We start from the raw sequence: 22,651 nt of genomic DNA, 5'->3' as shown, positions 1-22,651 counted from the left end.
ATTCTTATAGGTATTTCTAATTACCAAAAAATAATAATTAATAAAATTTGAAAATTATGAAAACTATGAAAAAAAATTACTTCATTACCCCTTTACTAATTATGATTTCTGTTTTTTTAAAAGCGCAGAATTTTACAGAAAGCGGCTTAAATTATTCGGTAATTGATGCTGTTAATTTTTATGTTACTGTAGGTGACAATCAAGGTGCTACAGGTTCTGTAATAATTTTAGATAATGTTACTTATAATGGTCAAGTTTATACAGTAACAACGATTAAAGATTATGCTTTTTCTGGTAGTTCTATTTCAAGTGTTGTAATTCCAAATTCAGTTGTTACAATTGTCAATGATGCTTTTGCAAATTGTGCTAGTTTAACAAATGTTACTGTTGGAAACTCTGTTAGTACGGTTGGAAATGGTGCTTTTTATAAATGTACGAGTTTGCCAAGTATTAGCTTTCCTGATTCATTAACGTCTTTGGGTTCGTTGTCTTTTTTTGCTTGTACAAGCTTAGAGACAGTTATTTTGGGCGATGCAATTATAACAATTGGAGATCAATCATTTGCATGGTGTAGCTTGTTAGATTCTTTTTCAATAGCTACTGTTGTCCCTGCTGTAATTAATGCAAATGTGTTTGAAGGATTGGCTTCTGAAAATATTAATCTTTTAGTGCCTTCTTCAGGTTCTGCAGCATATCAAGCCGCAGCTGTTTGGTTAAATTTTAGTCATGGTGTTTTAAGTTCACAAAAGAAAACTAAAATTTTTGCAGAAGTATATCCAAATCCGGTGATCAACAATTTTCAAATAAGATTACCTGGTAATATGGTTTTACAAAATGTGTTGATATATAATATGGTTGGTCAGTTGGTGCTGATTAGCAATGTAAATATGGTTGATATTAGTGAATTACCAAATGGTCAATACAATGTTTTTATTGAAACAAGTAATGGAAATTCAGTAAAAAGAATTGTCAAAAAATAATTTATTCCAATTATTTTATAAATAAGACCTTCTTAAAAAAAGGGAGGTTTTATTTACAATTCATTATTAAAATAAACTTTGTAAAAGTGCATTTGCTTTTCTTCATCAAATCCTTTTTCTAAATATTCTTTGGATGATGAAGGATTTTCTAAATCTAATTTTATTTGAATATGAGTGTCTAACTTAATTTCACTTTTGATTTTTCTTTTCTGAGATTCAAGAACAGAATTCGATACTTCAAACTCATCCCAAAAGTCTATTTGTTTTTTCTCTTCAAAGAGTTCTTTGTATTCGATAAAGGCATTGCGAATACTATCGTTATGTTCGAAAACAGATTCCTCAAATTCTTTTGGACTAGCAACATCTTTTTCGGCAAAATATCCTAGGGTTGTACTCAAAAACTCAGCTTGCTCTTGTTTGCCCAATTCTTCCTTTACAACAGTGTTCGAAAACGATTTACACATGTCTAAAAAATGTTTGGTTTGTGCATTATCGTCATCTGCATAGTCAATGCCTAAAAAATGTTGTTTCCAATAAGCAGCATCGTAATTGTTGTTGTCAATAGTCAACACAGTAAATCCGTTTTCCTTTTCGGTGTTTAAGATCAAACAAGCTTTATCAAGTTTTCCAGGATTGATACCTTTGTCTATGCCTAAAGAAATTTCATTCCCTTCTTTGAATGTTTGAAAAAAAGGTGTTCTTTTCTCGATTTTTATGATTCCAATGGCATCTACCAACTCACCTTTAATAAAGATATCTGAAAAGTAAGAAGCGATGAGGTCACCCGTTTTTATTTGTGGGTATGAAGATTGTTCGAAGAGGTGTTGTGCAATATGTTTGCTGTTTTCAATAAATGTATTTGGGTCGTCAAAAGTTTCTGCACAATAAGTGAACATTTCGTTCATGGAAAGATGCGTAGCGTGCTGAAAATTATAAAATTCATTGATTTTACCAAAAGGTTTTAAACTCATTGAAAACAATAATTTATACAGTTCTTCATCTTCTGTATTTAGTAAACTTTCTGAATAAATGTTTTCTGTTTCGGTGTGTTTGTTACCGATTTTATGAAGTATGGTTTGACTGATAAAAGTTTCTTCGGTCTGAATCATGTTTGTTTTCCAAAAAAAATGCAGTACGAATACTGCATTTATATTTTATAGTTGTTCTTCTAAAATTCCTCTTACATAAGCGTTTTTATCTTCGCTTTTTAATGTTTGAAGCAAGTCGTTGAATGTTTCACGCAACCAAGAATTGTTCAAAACGTATTTGATTACTTCAACTTTGATACTTGAATTATTCGACCCTAATGCAATCTTTACAAAATTTTCGAAATTACTATCTTCTTTCGTTTCAATGTTTGGTAAAACTAACAAACAAGCTAAGATTTCTTTGTTTGATTTTGCAGTTTGAAAAGGAGTAAGCAATGCTTCAAAAGGAATACTGTTGCTCAATTCTTTAACAGCAGCTTTCAATTCGTTTCTTTCTTCATCACTTCTAGCTTTTAAAAACTTTCCTGCTAGCGGACCAACTTTTTCAAATGCTTCGTTTTTTGCTGGAGCTGTAGCTTTTTTTTCTTGCTTTGCCCAAGAGTCTGTTAAGCCAACAGTTTTGTTAAAAACCAATCGATCAGCTGTACTGTCTAAATCTGTACAAAAATATCCTTTACGTTGGAATTGATATTTGTTGCCTGGTTTTGTTTCTTGTAAACTTGGTTCAACATATGCAGTGCCTATGGTAAGAGAATTCGGATTTAAAAACTCTTTAAAATCTCTGTCTTTATGTCCATCAGGAGCTTCGTCAGTAAATAATCTGTCGTACAAACGTACCTCAGCTTTTGTTGCGTGGGCGATAGATACCCAGTGCAAAGTTCCTTTTACTCTGCGTTTGCTCGCTTCGGTACCACTACCACTTTTTGAGTCTTCGTCGTAGGTGCAATGTACTTCGGTAATATTTCCTTCAGCATCTTTGATTACCTCGTTAGCCTTGATGATGTAGGTGTTTTTTAAACGAACTTCACCTCCCAATTTCAAACGGAAGAATTTTTTATTAGCCTGTTCTCTAAAGTCTTCTTTCTCAATGTAAATTTCTCTTGAAAAAGGGACATCACGAGAACCAGCGTTTTCATCTTCAGGATTGTTTTCTGCTGTTACCCATTCTTCTTTTCCTTCAGGATAATTTGTAATAACTAATTTCAAAGGATCTAAAACAGCCATTACACGTGGTGCAGTTTTATTCAAATCGTCTTTGATGCAATATTCTAACAAGGCAACATCCGTCACATTGTCTCTTTTTGAGATTCCCGCAGTATCACTAAATTTTCTGATAGATTCAGGAGTGTATCCTCTTCTTCTCAATCCAGAGATGGTAGGCATACGAGGGTCATCCCATCCACTTACAACACCTTCTTCAACAATTTGTAGTAATTTACGTTTGCTCATCACGGTATAACTTAAATTTCTACGAGCAAATTCACGTTGTTTAGGTCTCAATTTTGAAGTGTCGATTACTTGATCAACATACCATTCATATAAATCACGATGACTTTTAAATTCAAGTGTACAGATAGAATGAGATATTTGTTCTAAATAATCAGACTCTCCGTGTGTCCAATCGTACATCGGGTAAATACACCAATCATTACCTGTGCGATGGTGTTCTTTTTTCAAAATTCTGTACATAATTGGGTCACGCATGTGCATGTTTACATGTTGCATGTCTATTTTTGCACGCAATACATGAGAACCTTCTTCAAGTTCACCGTTCTTCATTTGTAAAAACAAAGAAAGATTCTCTTCGATAGAACGATTTCTGTTTGGGCTATCGGTTCCAGGCTCTGTTGGAGTCCCTTTTTGAATAGCCATTTCTTCTGAACTTTGGTTATCAACATAGGCTTTACCTTCTTTAATTAAAGTTAATGCCCAATCGTATAATTGTTGAAAATAATCTGATGAGAAAAATTCTTTATCCCATTCAAAACCTAACCATTTTACATCCCTACGGATTGCATCAACATACTCTTGCTCTTCTTTGGCAGGATTGGTGTCGTCGAAACGCAAATTTACAGGTGCATTGTATCTCAATCCTAACCCAAAATTAAGGCAGATTGATGCAGCATGTCCTATGTGTAAGTATCCATTTGGTTCTGGTGGAAAACGAAAACGTAGTTTGTCTTGTGGCAAACCATTGTTTAAATCTTCTTCAATGATTTGTTCTATAAAATTCAAAGACTTTTTTTCTTCTGTCATCTTCAACAAGTTGAATTGTTAATTAAAGGCACAAATTTAAAGAAATTACGCTGAATAGAGAGCTATTTACTTCTTGAAGTTTTGAAAATATCAGCTTAAAATCTAGAGAATTTCAGAAAAATTTCGTATACTGAAGAGAGCATTTTTTATGCGATATATTTTTTTTCACCAAAAACTAGTTACTTATGTTAGATTCAATTTCACATGAAGGGATGACGAATGGTGATTTGAAAGCTTTTAAATCGCCTACTGGGTGGGGCAGACAACATTATGCCGGAAAAAGGATTCGAAAAATTAAAAATTATCGAACCGATTTGTTTCGACCAAATGAATTAAAAAAAATGTCGTTTATTCAACGTTTTGTTGCCCAACACATCAGCGGATTAAAATTGCGAAAAAGAGACGGAACTATTTAGGTTTCCATGAAATGTCGAAGTGAGTTTTTACTTCGACATTTTTTGAAAATAACAGTTTGTTAAAGTTGTTCTATAAAGCTATTTGCTAAATTTGCACTCAAAATATTTTTCATGGGAATTATTAGAGTAGAGAATATACGTGCTTATTCGTATCACGGTTGTTTAGAGGAAGAAGCAAAAATCGGTTCAGATTATAGAGTTGATATTGAAGTCAAAGCAGACTTAACCAAATCGTGTGCTTCTGATAAGTTAGCAGATACGGTTGATTATGTGCATGTAAATTTAATTGTGAAAGAAGAAATGGCCATTCGTTCTGAGTTATTAGAGCATGTTGCAAAAAGAATTCAAGATCGTATTCTAAAAGAAATTCCTATTGTAAAACGAGTAAAAACAGCTGTTTCTAAAATAAACCCACCTATAGGAGGTGATGTAGAACAAGTGACGATTGTATTGAACAAACGTCGAAAATAATAGCACCGATAGCGTTTTTTAACTTCTGAAAAATCAAGAATAATAAATAACGCATATTTCAATAAAAAAATCTTGTGCAAATTAGAAAATTAACTAAATTTGCACCCTCAATGGCGTTGTGGCCGAGTGGCTAGGCAGTGGTCTGCAAAACCATCTACAGCGGTTCGAATCCGCTCGACGCCTCCAAGTAAAACCACCTTTCAATTTTGTTAGGTGGTTTTTTAGTTTTCTTAACATAGAAACTCCTTTTTATTCGTCATTTTTGTTAGGTATTTAGAAGATTCTTCCATTATAAATTGTATTTTGGAGCTTTCGTTCTGAAAACACGATCTCTATGAAAATTTATCCTATAGAAACAGGTTTGATAAAATTGGATGGAGGAGCAATGTTTGGAGTTGTTCCGAAAAGTATATGGAGTCGTACCAATCCTGCCGATGCAAATAACATGATAGATTTAACCATGCGTTGCTTGCTGATTGAAGATGGAGACAGGTTAATTTTGTTAGATACTGGAATCGGTAATAAGCAATCTGAAAAGTTTTTCGGTTACTTTTACTTGTCTGGAGATTTTTCTTTAGATAGTTCTTTACAAAAGCTTGGGTTTCATCGTGATCAAATTACAGATGTTTTCTTAACGCATCTGCATTTCGATCATTGTGGTGGAGCCATTCAATGGAATGCAGCTAAAACGGGATATGAGCCTGCTTTTAAAAATGCAATTTATTGGTCAAATCAGGCACATTGGCAATGGGCTATTTCACCGAATCCACGTGAAAAAGCTTCTTTTTTAACAGAGAATATAAAGCCCATTCAAGAAAGCGGTCAATTGCAATTTGTCGATTTACAAGGGCAAAGTTTTTTGAAAAATTCGGTTTTGAATTTTGATATTTTGTCGGTGGACGGTCATACTGAAAAACAAATGATCCCACACATTCAATACAAAAATAAAACCATTGTATTTGCTGCAGATTTATTGCCAACGGTTGGGCATTTACCATTGCCTTATGTAATGGGGTATGATACGCGTCCGTTGTTGACAATGAGCGAAAAAGAGCTGTTTCTTAACGAAGCGGCTGACAAAGAATATATAGTATTTATGGAGCATGATGCACAACATGAATTGTGTACCGTGAAACATACAGATAAAGGAGTGCGTCTCCAAAATAGTTATACTTTTAACGAAGTATTTAGTTGATTTTTTTAAATAAATAGATATGAGATTTTTAAAACCTTTTTATGTAACAACCTTTGTAGCTGCAGCTTTGGTAAGCTGTAAATCTGTTCACAAAATCCCTGTGCCGGTAGCGGTACAAAATGGCGTAGAAATTAGCGCAAAAAATTTAGCGCTGTCTGAGCAAGAAAGGCAAACATGGGGACATGCAGATATTGCAACAGATACCATTCCTGGTATGAGTGTTTTGCAAGCTTATGAGTTTTTAAAAGGTAAAGAATCTACAGAAGTTATTGTTGCAGTAAATGATTCTGGTGTTGATTTAGAACATGAAGATTTGAAAGATGTATTGTGGTCAAATCCTAAAGAAATTGCTGGGAATGGAATTGACGATGATAAAAATGGCTATGTTGATGATATCCATGGTTGGAATTTTTTAGGTGAGATCTACGATGAGAATCTTGAGATTACAAGAATTATCAAATTAAAGTCAGAAAAATTTGAAGGAAAGACTGAAAATCAAATAGATCCTAACGATAAAGCTGAGTACGATGAGTACATGAAGCTAAAAGAAATTTTTGATAAAAAACTAGACGAAGCTGCCTCTGAAAAAGAAAAATATACGTTTTATTATAAAATGTTCGAGACATCGCATAATGCAATGGTTGGAGCTACGGGTAAAGAAGAGTATCTACTAGAAGATGTGGAAGCAATTGTTTCTGAAGATGAAATGTTGTTGAAGCAAAGAGAGTTGGCTATGAATGTATTGAAAGGAGGTACAAGTATTCCGGCAGAAATGAAACAGATAAAGCGTGGAGTAGATCATTATGCGTCTTCTGTAGACAGTCACTATAATTTAGATTTTAATCCAAGAAAAGAATTGTTAGGTGATGATGAAAATGACATGTCTACTAAGTTTTATGGAGACGGAAATCCGAAAAACCGTCAAGACGATGAAATTCACGGAACACATGTAGCGGGTATTATTTTAGCTACAAATGATAATGGAAAAGGAGTTGATGGTGTTGCAAAAAATGTAAAATTGATGTCTGTTCGCTGTGTGCCAAATGGTGATGAGTATGATAAAGATGTTGCTTTGGCATTTAGATATGCGGTAGATAATGGAGCCAAAGTAATCAACACCAGTTTCGGTAAAGGATACTCTATGCATGCAGACTGGGTACATGAAGCAATTAAATATGCAGAAAAACACGATGTGTTAATTGTAAATGCAGCAGGTAATGATGCTGATAATATTGATGAAATTGTATCTTTTCCAAACGATGCACCAGATTTAAAAGAAGAAATTTCTGATAATATGATTACTGTTGGTGCAATGGGTTCTAGTTATGATGAGCACATGTTAGCAACATTTTCAAATTATGGAAGAATCAATGTTGATGTATTTGCACCGGGTGTGCAGGTATATGCAACTGTGCCAAACAATGAATACCAATATTTAAGTGGTACATCAATGGCATCTCCTTCTACAGCCGGAGTTGCTGCGATGATTCGCTCTTATTACCCTGAATTATCTGCCAGTCAAGTGAAGCATATTTTAATGAATTCTGGAACGGTTATTAATTTTAAAGTAATCAAGCCAGGTACAGAGGGTGAATTGGTAAGTTTATCTGAGTTGTGTGTTTCTGGTAGAATTGTAAATGCATACAATGCGGTTAAAATGGCTGAAGAAATGACAGCTAAAAAGAAAAAGTAATTTTTAAAATAGCAGATCTATGAGGTTATTTTTCGCATTGATGAGTCTGAGTTTTTCGTTTGCATTGACGGCGCAAAACACTGCTTATTGGCAGCAACATGTGTCTTATACAATGGATATTGATATGGATGTAAAAAACTATCAATATCACGGTAAGCAATCGTTGATTTATACCAATAATTCGCCTGATGTGCTTGATAAAGTTTATTATCATTTATATTTTAATGCATTTCAACCTGGTAGTGAAATGGATATCCGATTGCAAAATATTGCGGATCCAGATGGACGAATGGTTGACAAAACTGGAACCGATGAAAATCCAGTTGTTACCAGTAGAATTTCAAAGTTAACCCTGGGTGAAATAGGTTTTATTAAGGTAAATTTACTAACACAAGACGGGAAAAATCTCAAAACGAAAGTAGCAGGTACTATTTTAGAAGTACAATTAGCAACGCCAATTAATCCAGGGGAAAAAACAACTTTTGAAATGGATTTTTTAGGACAAGTTCCAGTTCAAATTCGTAGATCGGGTAGAAATAATAAAGAAGGAGTGGCATTATCTATGGCACAATGGTATCCAAAAATGGCAGAATACGACTTTGAGGGATGGCATGCCAATTCGTATATCGCAAGGGAATTTCATGGAGTTTGGGGTGATTTTGATGTAACACTTCATATCGATAAAAAATACATTGTTGGTGGATCTGGATATCTTCAAAACGGAAATGAAATCGGCTATGGTTACGAGGATGAAGGAGTCAAAGTGAAACGTCAGAAAGGAAAAAAACTGACATGGCATTTCGTAGCGCCAAATGTGCACGATTTTACTTGGGCGGCAGATCCTAAATTTCAGCATGATGTTTTAACAGCAGAAAATGATGTGAAACTCCATTTTTTATACAAGAAAAAAATGGACAAGGAGTATGTGGACAATTGGAAAAACTTACAGCCGAAAACCGCAGAGCTACTTGCTTATTATAACAAACATATTGGTGATTATCCTTACAAGCAGTACTCGGTAATTCAAGGAGGTGATGGAGGTATGGAGTATGCTATGTGTACCTTAGTTACCGGAGAGCGTTCTTTCGGAAGTCTGGTTGGGGTTGTTGCACACGAAATGGCACATTCATGGTTTCAGTTTGTGTTGGCAACAAATGAGAGTAAGCATCCTTGGATGGACGAAGGATTTACAACCTATATTTCAAATCATGCTGAAAATGAAATTTTAAATGAAGGCAAAGAGAATCCGCTACAAGGATCGTATGATGGTTATTTCAATTTATTAGGGTATGGAATTGAAGAGCCACTAACAACTCAGGCAGATGCGTATCATTATAATTTTGCTTATGGGATTGGAAGTTATAGCAAAGGGTCAATTTTTTTGTCACAATTAGAGTATATAATAGGTAAAGAGAATGTAGAGAAGACTTTAAAAAAATACTATGAAGATTTTAAATTCAAGCATCCTACACCTAATGATATCAAAAGAACCGCAGAAAAAGTTTCAGGGATTCAATTAGATTGGTATCTGAATTATTGGACACAAACTAAACATACAATAGATTATGAAGTAGCTGTTTCCGAGGGTAAAAACATAAAGTTAACCAGACTTGGTGGAATGCCAATGCCTATAGATTTGCAGGTGATGTATGAAGATGGTTCTATTGAGGGGTTTTATATCCCATTAACGATGATGCGCGGTGAAAAACCCACGAGGGCTTCAGTTTTAGAAACTTGGTCATGGGTGGCTCCGAGTTATGAATTTTCTACAACAAAAACAATAAAACAAGTCCGTATAGATGTTTCTGGTTTGATGGCAGATAAAGATTTATCGAACAATGTTTTCCCAAGACAAGTTGAAGAATAAATGTAAATCAACATAAAAATATAACATAAAAACATGAAGTATCTTAGATCGGTATGGGTCGTTATTTTTATTTTATTGGTTTCTGAAAAGCTGTCCTCTCAAGAAATAACAGGAATTGTAAATACAAAAACAACCACGATACATTTTGAAGATTTTGGTTATGGAGATGCTCGGTTTAACGGAGAAATCCATTCTAATTTTACAGGGTCAAAATATACGGTAAATCTTAAAAGTGATTCGGGGGAGTTGTCGGGAATTATTAAGGACAAGTTTTCAAAATTTCATGTCGATCTAAAATCGCCGTTCGGTAAGATTGAAGGAAAAATTGATCGGGCACCAAATCACACCAACGATCTTTGGGATATTCAGGTACAAGGGAAAAAATTAGTTGGGAAAGTGACTCATAATATGATGGGTACAGAAGATACGTATGAATTAAATTTTGATAATAAAAAAATTACAGGTTCCGTACATTCCAAAGGAACAGGTTTAGCATATGATTTGATGTTCGGTGAGAAAAAAATCACTGGTAAGATGAAATACAATGTTTCAACAGTGAAGCATACCTACAGTTTATCGGGTACAGATTTGACACCTGAAGAATTCAATACCTTTTTGTTTATTGAGTGTGTTAAATTGATAAATGAATACATCAACGATATTGATGAGTTTCAAAACAATCATTAGGTTGAAATGTAAAGTGTATAGATAAAAAAAGCCAACGAATTCGTTGGCTTTTTTTATTGTATTTTCAAAAATTTTAAAGTAAATATATTTTAAACATCGTCAAAATCAATGCTGATTTTTGCAGTGGTTGGGTGTGCTTGACAGGTCAATACCAATCCTTCTTCAATTTCATCATCAGTTAAAATACTATTGGATGTCATCATCGCATGACCTTCGGTTACTTTCCCCATACAACTACTACAAACACCTCCTTGACAAGAATAAGGAGCATCGATATTATGACGCAATGAAGCAGCTAAGATGGTATCTTTTTGATCCATAGTGAAGGTTGTTTCTTCATCATCAACTAAGACGGTAATTTCAGAAACGCCGTCAGCAGTATTTACATCTTTAGTATCTGCAGAAGAAAAGAATAATTCGTAGTTGATGTTTTCTTCAGAGAATCCATCTTCTGTAAGTGTTTTAGAAACTTCTTGAATCATTTCTTCTGGTCCACACAAGAAAAACGCATCGAAGTTTAAGTGATTAAATTTTTCTCTTACGATATAATTCACCACCTGCTTGTTAATTCTACCCTGTAAAGCACCGTTGTTTTCTTCTTGACTAAACACATATTTGATATTTAATCGTGCAATAAACTCTTTCGATAAAGCGTCTAATTCTGCCTTGAAAATTGTTTCATCGGCTGTTTTATTTCCGTAAACCAATGTAAAAGTTGATTTAGGTTCGTTTTCTAAAACCGTTTTGATCATAGAAAAAATTGGTGTAATACCACTACCTGCTGTAAAGCTTAAATAACGTTTTACGTTGTTTTGATCTGTGTCTAGTGAAAAATTTCCTTCAGGTGGAGCAACTTCTAATACATCACCATTTTTTAGGATGTTGTATGCGTGATTAGAAAACAACCCTTTTTCAATAGCTTTAACTGCAATTTTTAAATCCCCACTTTTTTCTGAAGAACAGATGGAATAAGCACGTCTAACATCTTCGTCATTGATTTGTGTTCGAACGGTTACGTATTGACCTGCTTTAAATGAGAATGTTTTTTTTAAATCTTCAGGTACATCAAAAAGAATTGAAACAGCTGAGCTGGTTTCTTTTATTATTTCTTTAATCGATAAGCTATGAAAATGTGGCATATGAGTCTAAAATTTATAGGTTGCAAAAGTACGAAACTTCTCAAAATCGGAGAGTTTTTTTGAAAAATAATACATTTCTTTATTTAACATATGTTAGAGCAAAGGCTCTTATTATTTTGTATATTTAGAGTTCGCATTGGAAATAGTGATATGAACGAAAAAACAAAAACATTACAGGAGTTATTAGGGATTGAGCATCCGATGCTAATTGCGCCTATGTTTTTGGTGTCGAATGTAAAAATGGTAGTTGCCGCCATGCAAAAAAATATTGCAGGATGTATACCGGCATTGAATTATAGAACAACAGAAGCACTTCGTGACGCCATTCGAGAACTTAGAGAAGCTAAAACGGAAAAAGGGGCATATGGCATCAATATAATTGTCAATAAATCAAACTTAAAATACAAAGAACAGCTATCGGTTTGTTGCGAAGAGGGGGTGGATTTTATCATTACCTCTCTCGGAAATCCACAATTGATTATCAATGAAGCTCATAAAAAAGGAATAAAAGTTTTTTGTGATGTGGTAAATTTAAGACACGCGCAAAAAGTAGAAGCTTTGGGTTGTGATGCTTTGATTGCAGTGAATAACATTGCTGGGGGGCATCGTGGAGATTTGAGTCCAGAAGTCTTGATTCCACAATTGATAGAAAACAGTAAGCTTCCGGTTATTTCAGCGGGTGGAGTAGGGAATAAAGAGCAGTTAGAAAAAATGATTTCTTATGGCGCGGCCGGAGTATCTATAGGAAGTCCGTTTATCGCTTCAGAAGAGGCAGAGATATCTATTGAATACAAACAAGCTTGTGTTGCCTATGGAGCAGAAGATATTGTAGTGACTAGAAAAATTTCTGGGACTCCATGTACAGTAATCAATACACCCTATGTTCAGAAAATTGGAACTCGAGAAACATGGCTTGAGCGCTTGTTGAATCGAAATAGAAAGATAAAAAAATGGGTCAAATTACTTCGCTATATAAAAGGCTCAAACGATGTGGTAAAAGCGGCAAAAAAAGCAACCTATAAAACAGTTTGGGTTGCAGGTTCTACCATCGAGCACACCAAGAAAATTGAATCCGTAAAAACCATTATCGACCGGTTTGTTTAGGTTGTTTATAGGTGTAGCCTTATTGACTTCTTCTTAAAAGGTTAATAATATTATTTGTAATTTTGCGTTATTGTCTTTCTAGACTTTTATAAAAAACTGAGTACCAAACTTCTTTTTGTATTGAATAAAAAATATTACTCTCTTTTCTTGGTTGTTAGCATGGCTTTTTTGCTTTTTGGTTGTAGTACCAAAAAAGATGCATTTATCAATAGAGGGTATCATGCAATGACAGCTCAAAATAATATTTTATACAATGGTGAGATTGCTTTCCAAAATGGATTGAACGAAATCAACGAAAAATATAGAGATAACTATTGGGAAATATTACCAATAGAGCCAATATCGATTGAAGAAGGGAAAATTGACGTACCTGATTATAAAATTAGAAAAACTAAAAAAGCAAAAGAAGACGAAGAGAATAAAAGTTTGACACCATTTGAACTTGCCGAAGAAAAAGCGGTAAAAGCGATTCAAAAGCATTCGATGAATATCGGTGGAAAAGAAAAAAACAAAAAAATCGATGATGCTTATTTGTTATTAGGAAAATCTAGGTATTACACTTCTCGTTTTGTTCCGGCAATGGAGGCTTTTAATTATGTAATTAAAAATTACCCAGAGGCCAGCTTGATTGATGAAACAACGGTTTGGAAGGCGAAGACAAATATTCGCATGCAAAATGAAGAAACTGCAATCAACTCGTTGCTTGAGCTGGTAGAAAAAGAGGATTTAGAGGAAGCAGTTTTAGAAGACGCTTTTACAACGATGGCTTTAGGATTTTATCAAATAGATAGCACGTATCAAACAATTAATGCGTTGCAAAATGCTGTTGAGGTTTCGAAAAATCCTACAACAAAAGCAAGAAACCTTTTTATTTTAGGTCAATTGTATCGTAAAGAAAATAGTCTGAATAATTCGCAACAGGCTTTTCAAGATTTGATAGATTATAGAAAAGCCCCATATAAGTATAAGATTCATGCTGAAATTGAACAGATAAAAAATTTCGAGTTAGCCGGGAAATCGTCTGAGGTAATTCCTCGCTTAGAAAAATTGATTGAAGTTCGTGAAAATAGGCCTTATTTAGATGAATTGTATTATCACTTGGCGATTTTAGAAATGGAGCGAGGAGATAAAGAGGCGGCTTTGGCAAACTATCAAAAATCCGTTCATGCGAAAAACGCAAAGCCCTATCAAAAAGGCTTGTCCTATGAAGCTTCTGGAAACATTTATTTTGATGATTCAGAATACGTAAAAGCTAGTAGTTTTTATGATAGTGTGTTACAGGTTTCAGGAAATCTCGATACGAAGAGAATTCGCAAACTTCGCAGAAAAAAACAAAGTTTAGAGTCCGTACTTGTGTTTGAAGAAGTGATACGAAGAAACGACAGTATTTGGCATGTTTTGTCTATGGATAGAGAAGAGCAAAATGCACATTTCGAAAATTACATAGCTGAATTAAAACAACAAGAAAAAGAAGCAAAAGAACAAGCCGAGTTTTTAGAAGATTTAAAGCGATATGAAGATACAGGTTTGGCAAGTGCTCAAGCAGTCGTCAAGCCTAAAAATAAAAAAGGAGATTGGTATTTTTATAGTGATGAAACTGTGAGTTTTGGTGCCAGTGAATTTAGAAATACCTGGGGTAATATTACCCTTTCTGACAATTGGCGACAATCTGATAAAACTGTATTGCGACAAACAAATTCTAATAGCGAAATAGAAAAATCTACTGAGAATAGTTCAGAGCCAGAAAAGTATCAAGTCAACTATTATGTCGATCAATTGCCCTCGACCTTGAGAGAAATCGATAGTATTTCGAATTTGAGAAGTAGTACCTATTATCAGCTCGGACTTATATACAAAGAGCAGTTTCAAGAATATGAATTGGCTGCCGAGACACTTGAAACATTGTTAGAAATTTTTCCAGAAGACAAATTGGTTTTAGGAACCTACTATCATTTATTTCGAACCTATGAGGCAATGGGAAATACAGAAAAAGCAGACTATTATAGCAATATAGTAGTGCGTCGTTTTCCAAATTCAGTGTTTGCGGACATGATTATGAATCCGGATGAACTAGTTAGCAATGAGAGTAACAAAACACCTGAAGGACGGTATAGAGAAATTTACTTTACCTATAAATCTGGGGACTACCTTCAGACGGTTTATGATATTTCGAAAGCGTTACGTACCTTTGAAGGAACTCCGATTGTTCCGAAGTTAGAATTATTAAAGGCCTATGCTTTGGCGAAGGTGAAAGGTAAAAAAGCATTTTTAGAGGCATTGGATTATATAGTATTGAATTATGCCAATACAGATGAAGGTAAAAAAGCCAAAGAATTACTAAGAAAATTGAAATAAGAAGTACATTGTAATATGTTTAAAGAGAAAAAAATGAAAGAAGCTCCAGTATTAGAAAGAAATGTGATTGGTAAAAAAACAACAATTGTAGGTGATATCCACTCAGAAGGCGACTTTCGAATTGATGGTACAGTTGAAGGAAGTATTCGTGCCGAGGGTAGAGTGATCATTGGAAAAGATGGACTTGTAAAAGGTTTGATTGAGTGTACCAACGCAGATATAGAAGGAGAAGTTTCAGGTAATATTTCAGTAAGTGATATGTTGACTTTAAAGTCTACAGCTATGATTCAAGGAGAAGTGGTTATAGGTAAATTAACTGTGGAACCAGGAGCATCATTCAACGCAACTTGTAGCATGAAAGGAATGGTTAAAGAATTAAGCAAAGATGGCGCTGAAAAAACCACAGAACAAACAGCTTAATAAGTTTGTTCGATTTATAGGGATTGGAATACAATTAGGAGCAACGATGTATATTGCTGCTTATCTTGGTAAAAAACTAGATGCGTATTTCGGTTTCGAAAAAACGCTCACACTTATATGTATACTTTTTGCATTTGTAATGACGATGTACAGTATTCTCTTGCAGTTAAAAAATATACAAGATGACTGATATGGTTTTAAAAAAAAGCATCTTGTTTTCACTTCGAATCATTATAGTATCAGCGGTTTTTTTTTACATACACACGCAAGTCTTAATTCATTTAGGTTATTTACCCTATGCTAACATGTTAATTCAAGGCTATTTTGCAAATGTGATATTGGCAATATTTATAGTTGTAGCGTTGCTGTTTTTGAAACGAAAATTCAACGATCAGTTGGGGTTTTTATTTATGGCAGGTAGCTTGTTGAAATTTGCAGTGTTTTTTATTTTTTTCTCACCAGAATTTAGAGCTGATGGTGAGATATCTCGACTCGAATTTTTGTCTTTCTTTGTTCCGTATCTATTCTGTTTATTCCTAGAGACTTTCGAGGTGATTCGTATCCTAAATTCGACAAAAAAAGAATAATTAAGTTCGGATATTTGAACGATCCAAAATAATCTGAAAATTAATTTTTCAGTTAGATTTAAAAATCTATCTTTGCACCGTTTTTAAGACACGTTTATTTCATAGATTATGCGAAGAGATTTTTTAATCAAAAAGATTACGTTTTTATTGTTTTTAGTTTCGCTTGTTTCGATGGGTCAACACCATGGAGATGCACATGCGCAACACGATACTCATAAAACTGAAGAATCTGATTCTTCTTTGAAAGTTGAAATCAAAGAATTTATCAATCACCATTTACAAGATTCCCACGATTTTGGTTTGTTCTCTTATGAAGATGATCATGGGAAAGAACACCATGTAGGTTTTTCTTTACCAGTGATTTTATTTGATTCAGAAACTGGTTTGAATGTGTTTTCTTCATCAAAATTTCACCACGGTGCTACTGTAGCTGAAAATAACGGAAGTCATTACAAGTTATATCACGGAAAAATTTATAAAACAGATGCTCAAGGTACCATTACTTATGATGATCACCATCATGCAGTAAATGCAAAGCCGATTGATTTTTCAATAACAAAAAACGTTGTTTTTATTTTTGTTGTAGGGGTTTTGATGTTCTTGATTTTTACAAGAATGGCAAAGAATTATAAGACTAGTGTCTTGCCTAAAGGATTTGGTCGCTTGTTAGAGCCAATCATTTTATATGTAAGAGACGATATTGCGATTCCGAATATTGGTCACAAGAAATATAAAAATTACATGAGTTATTTGTTGACTGTGTTTTTCTTTGTGTGGATAGTAAACTTGTTAGGTTTGACACCGGTAGGGATCAATGTTACTAATAATATAGCAGTAACTCTTTCTTTAGCGTTGATTACATATTTGTTAACAACCTTTACTGCAAACAAAAATTACTGGGGTCACATTTTCTGGATGCCAGGAGTACCAACACCGATGAAAATTTTATTAATTCCGATCGAATTGTTGGGTACTATTATTAAGCCATTTTCTTTAATGATTCGTTTATATGCGAACATCACTGCAGGACATATTGTATTGATGAGTATTATTGGAATGATGTTCATCTTTAAAAATTGGATTGGTAGTCCTCTTTCTTTCGGATTGGCATTTGCTTTATCATTATTAGAGTTATTAGTAGCAGCGCTACAAGCTTATATTTTTACTATGTTATCTGCATTGTACTTCGGTTCAGCGGTAGAAGAGCATGGTGATCACTAAAAATTGAATGTTTAATAATTAAATATATATATCATGGAAGGATTAAATTACATTGGAGCAGGATTGATCGTAATCGGTGCAGCTGTTGGAATTGGTAGAATCGGTGGTTCAGCAATGGACGCTATCGCTCGTCAACCAGAAGCATCAGGAAAGATTCAAACTGCTATGTTGATTGCAGCAGCCTTAATCGAGGGTATCGGTTTCGCAGCTTTATTCGCAGCATAAGACAAAACAAACAAATAGCTACAACGGTTGGTTGTAGCTATTGTTTATCCTTAAATTAATTAAAAAACACAAACACATACGATGGAAAAATTAATAGAACAGTTTTCATTAGGGTTATTTTTCTGGCAGTCAGTATTATTCGTAGCGTTGGTTCTTTTGTTAAAGAAATTTGCATGGAAGCCAATTTTAGAAGCTGTTAACGAAAGAGAAGAAGGTATTAAGAATGCATTAGAATCTGCTGAAGAAGCTAAAAAAGAAATGCAATCTTTAAATGCTGATAACGAAAGAATTTTAAAAGAAGCAAGAGCTGAAAGAGATACTTTGTTAAAAGAAGCTCGTGAATTGAAAGATAAAATCATTGCTGATGCAAAAGAAGATGCACAAGAACAAGCAACTGGAATTATCGATGCTGCTAAAGCTGCTATTGAAGTAGAAAAGCAAGCTGCAATTGCTGATTTAAAAACACAAGTTGCTCATTTGTCTATCGACATTGCTGAGAAAGTTGTAAAACAAGAATTGTCTGCTAAGAAAGATCAATTAGAGTTGGTTGACAAAATGTTAGGTGACGTTACTTTAAACTAATACTGAGATGAAAGGAACTAGAGCAGCACTTAGATATGCAAAAGCAGTTTTGAATCTTGCAAAAGAGTCAAAGAAAGAAGTTGAAGTGAACGAATCAATGCAATTGATTGCACAAACAATTTCTGAAAACGAAGAATTGGCTCTTGTGTTGAATAGCCCAGTAATCAAAACTGATCATAAGATCAAAGCTTTGAATGCTATTTTTTCTGAAGCAATTGACCAAATCTCTTTAGGAGTAATTGGTTTGTTAGGAGAAAATAAAAGATTGCCTTTATTGGTACAAGTTGCAAAGCAATTCACAATTTTGTTTGACCATGACAAACTTATTGATGTTGCAAAAGTAACAACGGCTGTTCCATTAACAGCGGCACTAAACAAGAAAGTACTTGCGAAAATAAAAGAATTAACTGGACACGAAGCTACTGTTGAAAATGTAGTAAATCCTGATATTTTAGGAGGATTTATCTTACGTGTTGGAGACATTCAATACGATGCGAGTATTTCAAATAATTTTAACGAATTGAAAAGACAATTTGACAACAGTCATTTTGTTGCAAAAATTTAATTATACATCAAAATAATTCAAGATGGCACAAATTAAAGCAGCTGAAGTTTCAGCAATTTTAAAAGAGCAACTTACAAACTTTGAGGCTTCTGCTTCATTAAGTGAAGTTGGGACAGTTTTACAAGTTGGAGATGGTATTGCACGTGTATACGGTTTATCTAACGTACAGTATGGTGAGTTGGTTCAATTCGAATCAGGTTTAGAAGGTATTGTATTGAACTTGGAAGAAGATAACGTAGGGGTTGTACTTTTAGGACCTTCTACTTCAGTTGTTGAAGGGTCAACAGTAAAACGTACTGAGCGTATTGCATCTTTAAATGTAGGTGAGGGTATCGTTGGTCGTGTTGTTGATACTTTAGGAAATCCTATCGATGGTAAAGGACCAATCGAAGGTGAAACTTTTGAAATGCCATTAGAGCGTAAAGCGCCTGGAGTTATTTTTAGAGAGCCAGTAACTGAGCCATTGCAAACAGGTATCAAATCTGTCGACGCAATGATTCCTGTAGGACGTGGACAACGTGAGTTAATCATTGGTGACCGTCAAACAGGAAAATCTACTGTAGCTTTAGATACGATCTTGAATCAAAAAGAATTTTACGATGCTGGTGAACCAGTATACTGTATCTATGTTGCAATCGGACAGAAAGCATCAACAGTTGCAGGGATCGTAAACTTATTAGAAGAAAAAGGTGCATTAGCTTATACTACTGTAGTTGCGGCAAGTGCTTCTGATCCTGCTCCAATGCAGGTATATGCTCCATTTGCAGGTGCTGCAATTGGTGAGTACTTTAGAGATACTGGTAGACCAGCTTTGATTGTTTATGATGATTTATCTAAACAAGCAGTTGCTTACCGTGAGGTATCTTTGTTATTAAGAAGACCACCGGGACGTGAGGCTTACCCAGGGGATGTATTCTTCTTGCACTCTAGATTATTAGAGCGTGCTGCAAAAGTAATCAACAACGATGCTATTGCTCAAAAAATGAATGATGTACCACCTTCATTGGTTGGTAAAATCAAAGGTGGAGGTTCTTTAACTGCGTTGCCAATTATTGAAACGCAAGCTGGAGATGTATCTGCTTATATTCCAACAAACGTAATTTCTATTACTGATGGACAAATTTTCTTAGAGTCTGATTTATTCAACTCTGGTGTTCGTCCAGCAATTAATGTTGGTATTTCTGTATCTCGTGTAGGAGGTTCTGCACAGATCAAATCTATGAAAAAGGTATCAGGTACGTTAAAATTAGATCAAGCACAATACCGTGAGTTAGAGGCTTTCGCAAAGTTTGGTTCTGATTTGGATGCTGCTACAATGAATGTAATTTCAAAAGGACAACGTAATGTTGAAATTTTGAAACAAGCTCAAAATGATCCTTATACTGTAGAAGATCAAGTTGCGATTATTTATGCAGGTTCTAAAAACTTGTTGAAGGATGTTCCTGTAGAAAAAGTAAAAGAATTCGAAGCTGATTTTATCGCTTACTTAAATGCAAAGCATAGAGATACGTTAGATTCTTTGAAATCAGGTAAATTAGAACAAGCATCTTTAGATGTTTTAGAAGCAGCTGCAGCTGAGATTTCAGCTAAATTTGCATCATAATTTAAAAAGTATATTGGTGTAGTTTAATCCATTATAAATTAGACTACACTTAACTTTTAGTTAGTGTGATTTGAGATGCACCTAACAAAATACCAAATAGAAAATGGCAAACTTAAAAGAAATTAGAAACAGAATTACCTCAATAGGTTCTACGATGAAAATCACGAGCGCTATGAAGATGGTTTCTGCTGCTAAGTTGAAAAAAGCGCAAGATGCTATTACAGCTATGCGTCCTTATTCTAACAAGTTAACTGAGTTGTTGCAAAACTTAAGTGCAACATTAGATGCAGATGCTGGTGGCGTGTATTCTGAGCAAAGATCGGTTTCTAAAGTTTTATTAGTTGTGATTACATCTAATAGAGGTTTATGTGGAGGGTTTAACTCTAATATCATAAAAGAAACTCAAAAGGTTGTTGCTGAACAATACCAAGGAAAACAAGTTGATTTGTTGACAATTGGAAAAAAAGGAAATGACATTTTAAAAAGAGATTTTGCTGTTATTGATAATAAAAGTGAAATTTTCGATGCGTTGACTTTTGAGAATGTCGCTAAGGTTGCTGATAGCTTGATGGAACTTTTTGTAGCTGGGTCTTACGATAAGATTGAAGTGATTTACAATAGTTTCAAAAATGCTGCAACACAACTTGTACAGGTTGAGCAATTTTTGCCAATCAAACCAGTAGAATCTGATGCAAATGTTTCTGCTGATTACATTTTCGAACCACAAAAAGAAGAAATTATTTCGGCTTTAATTCCTAAATCTTTGAAAACACAATTATTCAAAGCTTTACGTGATTCATTTGCTTCTGAGCATGGTGCACGTATGACGGCAATGCACAAAGCAACGGACAATGCGAATGATTTGAGAAATGATTTGTTGTTAACGTATAACAAAGCACGTCAAGCTGCAATTACCAACGAAATTTTAGAAATTGTTGGAGGTGCGGAAGCGTTGAATAATTAAACGTAGTGAAGCGAAGTTAAATTCACAATTCAGAAGCGTTGAATAATTAAACGTAGCGAATCGAAGTTAAATTCACAATTGAGAAGCGTTGAATAAGTAAACGTAGCGAAGCGAAGTTAAATTCACAATTCGGAGCGTTGAATAATTAAACGTAGCGAAGCTTAAAATATAGTATAAAAAGGCGATAACGAAAGTTGTCGCTTTTTGTTTTCAATTCACCTTTTTATATTTACAGTTCAAATTCAAATATGTCGATTTGAACTTGTTTTTTTATTCAATAAAGTTGATTTGTTTATATTTTGTTATCGGTTACTATTAATAATTGAAAAGAAATCTATGATGAAAACGATTTTAAATATGGCAGTGGTTTTGTTTTTGGTTGGTTGTGCATCAACGTCAAATGCAACTGATGAAGCAAGTGCTAAAGCGAAAGAATATACAAAAGTATCTGATAAAGGGGTTGTATATTTGTATAGACCAAATAGAATGTTTGCAGCGGCCCTTTCTACAAAGATTAAAATAAATGGATTGGATGCCGGAGGTACAGGTCCAGGAACTTTTTTTAGATGGGAGCTAAAACCTGGAACTTATTCTTTTGCTGCTTTTTCAGCAGAGAGCTCTGCGGTTATAGAGCTTGATGTTAAAGAAAATGAACATTATTTTATTCGTCAGGACGAGCGCTTGGGATTGAATGGAAACAGACCAACACTTACAAATATTGAAGAAGAGCAGGCTCAAAAAGAGATGACTAAACTAAAATTATTACTAAGTGCATATCAAAATTAATCTATAATTATTATGAAAAAATTCCTAACACTTATTGTATTACTTGTAAATCTAACCTATGGACAATATGATAATAGTGAAAAACTCACCTTGTATGCGGGTGTTATCACAAATGGACCTGACGAGTACGATTTTTCGGATTCGGTTTACGGATTTGGAGTTCATGGTGTATATGATGCGTTGAAAATGCACGAAGGAGCTTTGGGTGTAAAAGTATCTGCAGGTTTTGGAGATGGATTTAACGCTTATTATTTAGGACCAAATATTAGATTTGGTTCTCGTTTTTTTCTTGATATGGATGTTTTATTCGGTTACAAGGAAATTACGAATCCCAAATTATTAACTACTTTTCCTGATAGGGATTCTTACAAAGGTTCGGCTATATTGTGGGATGTAGGTTTCGGATATCGTTTTGAGGGTATTCCGTTGGTGCTAAGAGGAGTGATGGGGATAAGTTTTGCAACAGGTTACCATGGAGCTTCTCCAATTTTTGGATTACATGCTGGGTATAGATTTAAGTAAGTAGTTTAGATCAATAATTAAGTA

At 34.3% G+C, this 22,651-nt stretch carries 23 protein-coding genes and 1 tRNA gene; 21 read left to right on the top strand and 3 right to left on the bottom strand.

Annotated elements, in window-relative coordinates; translation table 11 throughout:
* Nucleotides 1-56: 56 nt before the first annotated feature.
* On the top strand, nt 57-980 hold the full coding sequence (locus F6P99_RS03400) for a leucine-rich repeat domain-containing protein (protein ID WP_152286023.1): 924 nt from the start codon (nt 57-59) through the stop codon (nt 978-980).
* Nucleotides 981-1,033: 53 nt separating this feature from the next.
* Here the strand turns inward: F6P99_RS03400 and F6P99_RS03395 are convergent, their stop codons facing one another.
* Together F6P99_RS03395 and F6P99_RS03390 are read right to left on the bottom strand one after the other, a co-directional pair.
* Nucleotides 1,034-2,089, bottom strand: a complete 1,056-nt coding sequence (locus F6P99_RS03395) for a nucleoid-associated protein (protein ID WP_152286022.1) — start codon at nt 2,087-2,089, stop codon at nt 1,034-1,036.
* Nucleotides 2,090-2,134: 45 nt separating this feature from the next.
* Nucleotides 2,135-4,225 (bottom strand): glutamine--tRNA ligase/YqeY domain fusion protein, encoded by a 2,091-nt coding sequence (locus tag F6P99_RS03390; protein ID WP_152286021.1) that lies wholly within the window; start codon nt 4,223-4,225, stop codon nt 2,135-2,137.
* A gap of 185 nt (nt 4,226-4,410) precedes the next feature.
* Between F6P99_RS03390 and F6P99_RS03385 the strand changes: the two genes are divergently transcribed.
* From F6P99_RS03385 to F6P99_RS03355, 7 genes are all read left to right on the top strand, one after another.
* The gene (locus F6P99_RS03385; protein WP_152286020.1) at nt 4,411-4,641 is read left to right on the top strand and encodes a hypothetical protein; all 231 of its coding nucleotides are present in this window, start codon (nt 4,411-4,413) and stop codon (nt 4,639-4,641) included.
* A gap of 111 nt (nt 4,642-4,752) precedes the next feature.
* The gene (gene folB / locus F6P99_RS03380) at nt 4,753-5,112 is read left to right on the top strand and encodes a dihydroneopterin aldolase (RefSeq protein WP_152286019.1); all 360 of its coding nucleotides are present in this window, start codon (nt 4,753-4,755) and stop codon (nt 5,110-5,112) included.
* A gap of 112 nt (nt 5,113-5,224) precedes the next feature.
* Nucleotides 5,225-5,298, top strand: a tRNA-Cys gene (locus F6P99_RS03375).
* 148 nt (nt 5,299-5,446) lie between these two features.
* Nucleotides 5,447-6,307, top strand: a complete 861-nt coding sequence (locus tag F6P99_RS03370) for an MBL fold metallo-hydrolase (RefSeq protein WP_152286018.1) — start codon at nt 5,447-5,449, stop codon at nt 6,305-6,307.
* 19 nt (nt 6,308-6,326) lie between these two features.
* Nucleotides 6,327-8,000, top strand: a complete 1,674-nt coding sequence (locus tag F6P99_RS03365) for a S8 family peptidase (protein ID WP_152286017.1) — start codon at nt 6,327-6,329, stop codon at nt 7,998-8,000.
* A 19-nt stretch (nt 8,001-8,019) separates the two neighbouring features.
* Nucleotides 8,020-9,867, top strand: a complete 1,848-nt coding sequence (locus tag F6P99_RS03360; protein WP_152286016.1) for a M1 family metallopeptidase — start codon at nt 8,020-8,022, stop codon at nt 9,865-9,867.
* Between the two features lie 33 nt (nt 9,868-9,900).
* Nucleotides 9,901-10,554, top strand: a complete 654-nt coding sequence (locus F6P99_RS03355; RefSeq protein ID WP_152286015.1) for a hypothetical protein — start codon at nt 9,901-9,903, stop codon at nt 10,552-10,554.
* An 89-nt stretch (nt 10,555-10,643) separates the two neighbouring features.
* Here the strand turns inward: F6P99_RS03355 and F6P99_RS03350 are convergent, their stop codons facing one another.
* On the bottom strand, nt 10,644-11,693 hold the full coding sequence (locus F6P99_RS03350; protein ID WP_152286014.1) for a ferredoxin--NADP reductase: 1,050 nt from the start codon (nt 11,691-11,693) through the stop codon (nt 10,644-10,646).
* A gap of 150 nt (nt 11,694-11,843) precedes the next feature.
* On the opposite strand from F6P99_RS03350, the gene F6P99_RS03345 reads away from it, so the two are divergent.
* From F6P99_RS03345 to F6P99_RS03285, 13 genes are all read left to right on the top strand, one after another.
* The gene (locus F6P99_RS03345) at nt 11,844-12,797 is read left to right on the top strand and encodes an NAD(P)H-dependent flavin oxidoreductase (RefSeq protein ID WP_152286013.1); all 954 of its coding nucleotides are present in this window, start codon (nt 11,844-11,846) and stop codon (nt 12,795-12,797) included.
* A gap of 120 nt (nt 12,798-12,917) precedes the next feature.
* Nucleotides 12,918-15,152, top strand: a complete 2,235-nt coding sequence (porW, locus tag F6P99_RS03340) for a type IX secretion system periplasmic lipoprotein PorW/SprE (RefSeq protein WP_152286012.1) — start codon at nt 12,918-12,920, stop codon at nt 15,150-15,152.
* 15 nt (nt 15,153-15,167) lie between these two features.
* Nucleotides 15,168-15,572, top strand: coding sequence for a bactofilin family protein (locus F6P99_RS03335; RefSeq protein ID WP_152286011.1), 405 nt, complete (start codon nt 15,168-15,170; stop codon nt 15,570-15,572).
* Nucleotides 15,538-15,762 carry an AtpZ/AtpI family protein gene (locus F6P99_RS13530; RefSeq protein ID WP_152286010.1) on the top strand — a complete coding sequence of 75 codons (225 nt, stop codon included), beginning with the start codon at nt 15,538-15,540 and terminating at the stop codon, nt 15,760-15,762. Before F6P99_RS03335 ends, F6P99_RS13530 begins: the two co-directional genes overlap by 35 nt.
* Entirely contained in the window at nt 15,755-16,159 is a 405-nt protein-coding gene (locus F6P99_RS03325; RefSeq protein WP_152286009.1) for a hypothetical protein, read from the top strand. The genes F6P99_RS13530 and F6P99_RS03325 overlap by 8 nt, the downstream gene beginning before the upstream one ends.
* A 108-nt stretch (nt 16,160-16,267) precedes the next feature.
* Nucleotides 16,268-17,380, top strand: a complete 1,113-nt coding sequence (gene atpB / locus F6P99_RS03320; protein ID WP_152286008.1) for a F0F1 ATP synthase subunit A — start codon at nt 16,268-16,270, stop codon at nt 17,378-17,380.
* Between the two features lie 33 nt (nt 17,381-17,413).
* Entirely contained in the window at nt 17,414-17,605 is a 192-nt protein-coding gene (atpE, locus tag F6P99_RS03315) for an ATP synthase F0 subunit C (protein WP_139957468.1), read from the top strand.
* An 81-nt stretch (nt 17,606-17,686) separates the two neighbouring features.
* Complete coding sequence (locus F6P99_RS03310; RefSeq protein ID WP_152286007.1) at nt 17,687-18,187, top strand: F0F1 ATP synthase subunit B; 501 nt, start codon at nt 17,687-17,689, stop codon at nt 18,185-18,187.
* A 7-nt stretch (nt 18,188-18,194) separates the two neighbouring features.
* Nucleotides 18,195-18,752 carry an ATP synthase F1 subunit delta gene (gene atpH / locus F6P99_RS03305; RefSeq protein WP_152286006.1) on the top strand — a complete coding sequence of 186 codons (558 nt, stop codon included), beginning with the start codon at nt 18,195-18,197 and terminating at the stop codon, nt 18,750-18,752.
* 22 nt (nt 18,753-18,774) lie between these two features.
* Entirely contained in the window at nt 18,775-20,355 is a 1,581-nt protein-coding gene (atpA, locus tag F6P99_RS03300; protein ID WP_152286005.1) for a F0F1 ATP synthase subunit alpha, read from the top strand.
* Nucleotides 20,356-20,458: 103 nt separating this feature from the next.
* Nucleotides 20,459-21,319, top strand: a complete 861-nt coding sequence (atpG, locus tag F6P99_RS03295; protein WP_152286004.1) for an ATP synthase F1 subunit gamma — start codon at nt 20,459-20,461, stop codon at nt 21,317-21,319.
* Between the two features lie 336 nt (nt 21,320-21,655).
* Nucleotides 21,656-22,105: a DUF2846 domain-containing protein gene (locus F6P99_RS03290; RefSeq protein WP_152286003.1), complete on the top strand. Its 450-nt coding sequence runs from the start codon at nt 21,656-21,658 to the stop codon at nt 22,103-22,105.
* A 12-nt stretch (nt 22,106-22,117) separates the two neighbouring features.
* A complete protein-coding gene (locus F6P99_RS03285; RefSeq protein ID WP_152286002.1) occupies nt 22,118-22,627 on the top strand; it encodes a hypothetical protein in 510 nt (169 codons plus the stop codon).
* The last annotated feature ends 24 nt before the right edge of the window (nt 22,628-22,651 follow it).

The sequence above is a fragment of the Flavicella marina genome (assembly GCF_009193215.1).
In the GTDB taxonomy this organism is placed as follows: Bacteria; Bacteroidota; Bacteroidia; order Flavobacteriales; family Flavobacteriaceae; genus Flavicella; species Flavicella marina.
This window is presented reverse-complemented; position numbering and strand designations above follow the sequence as displayed.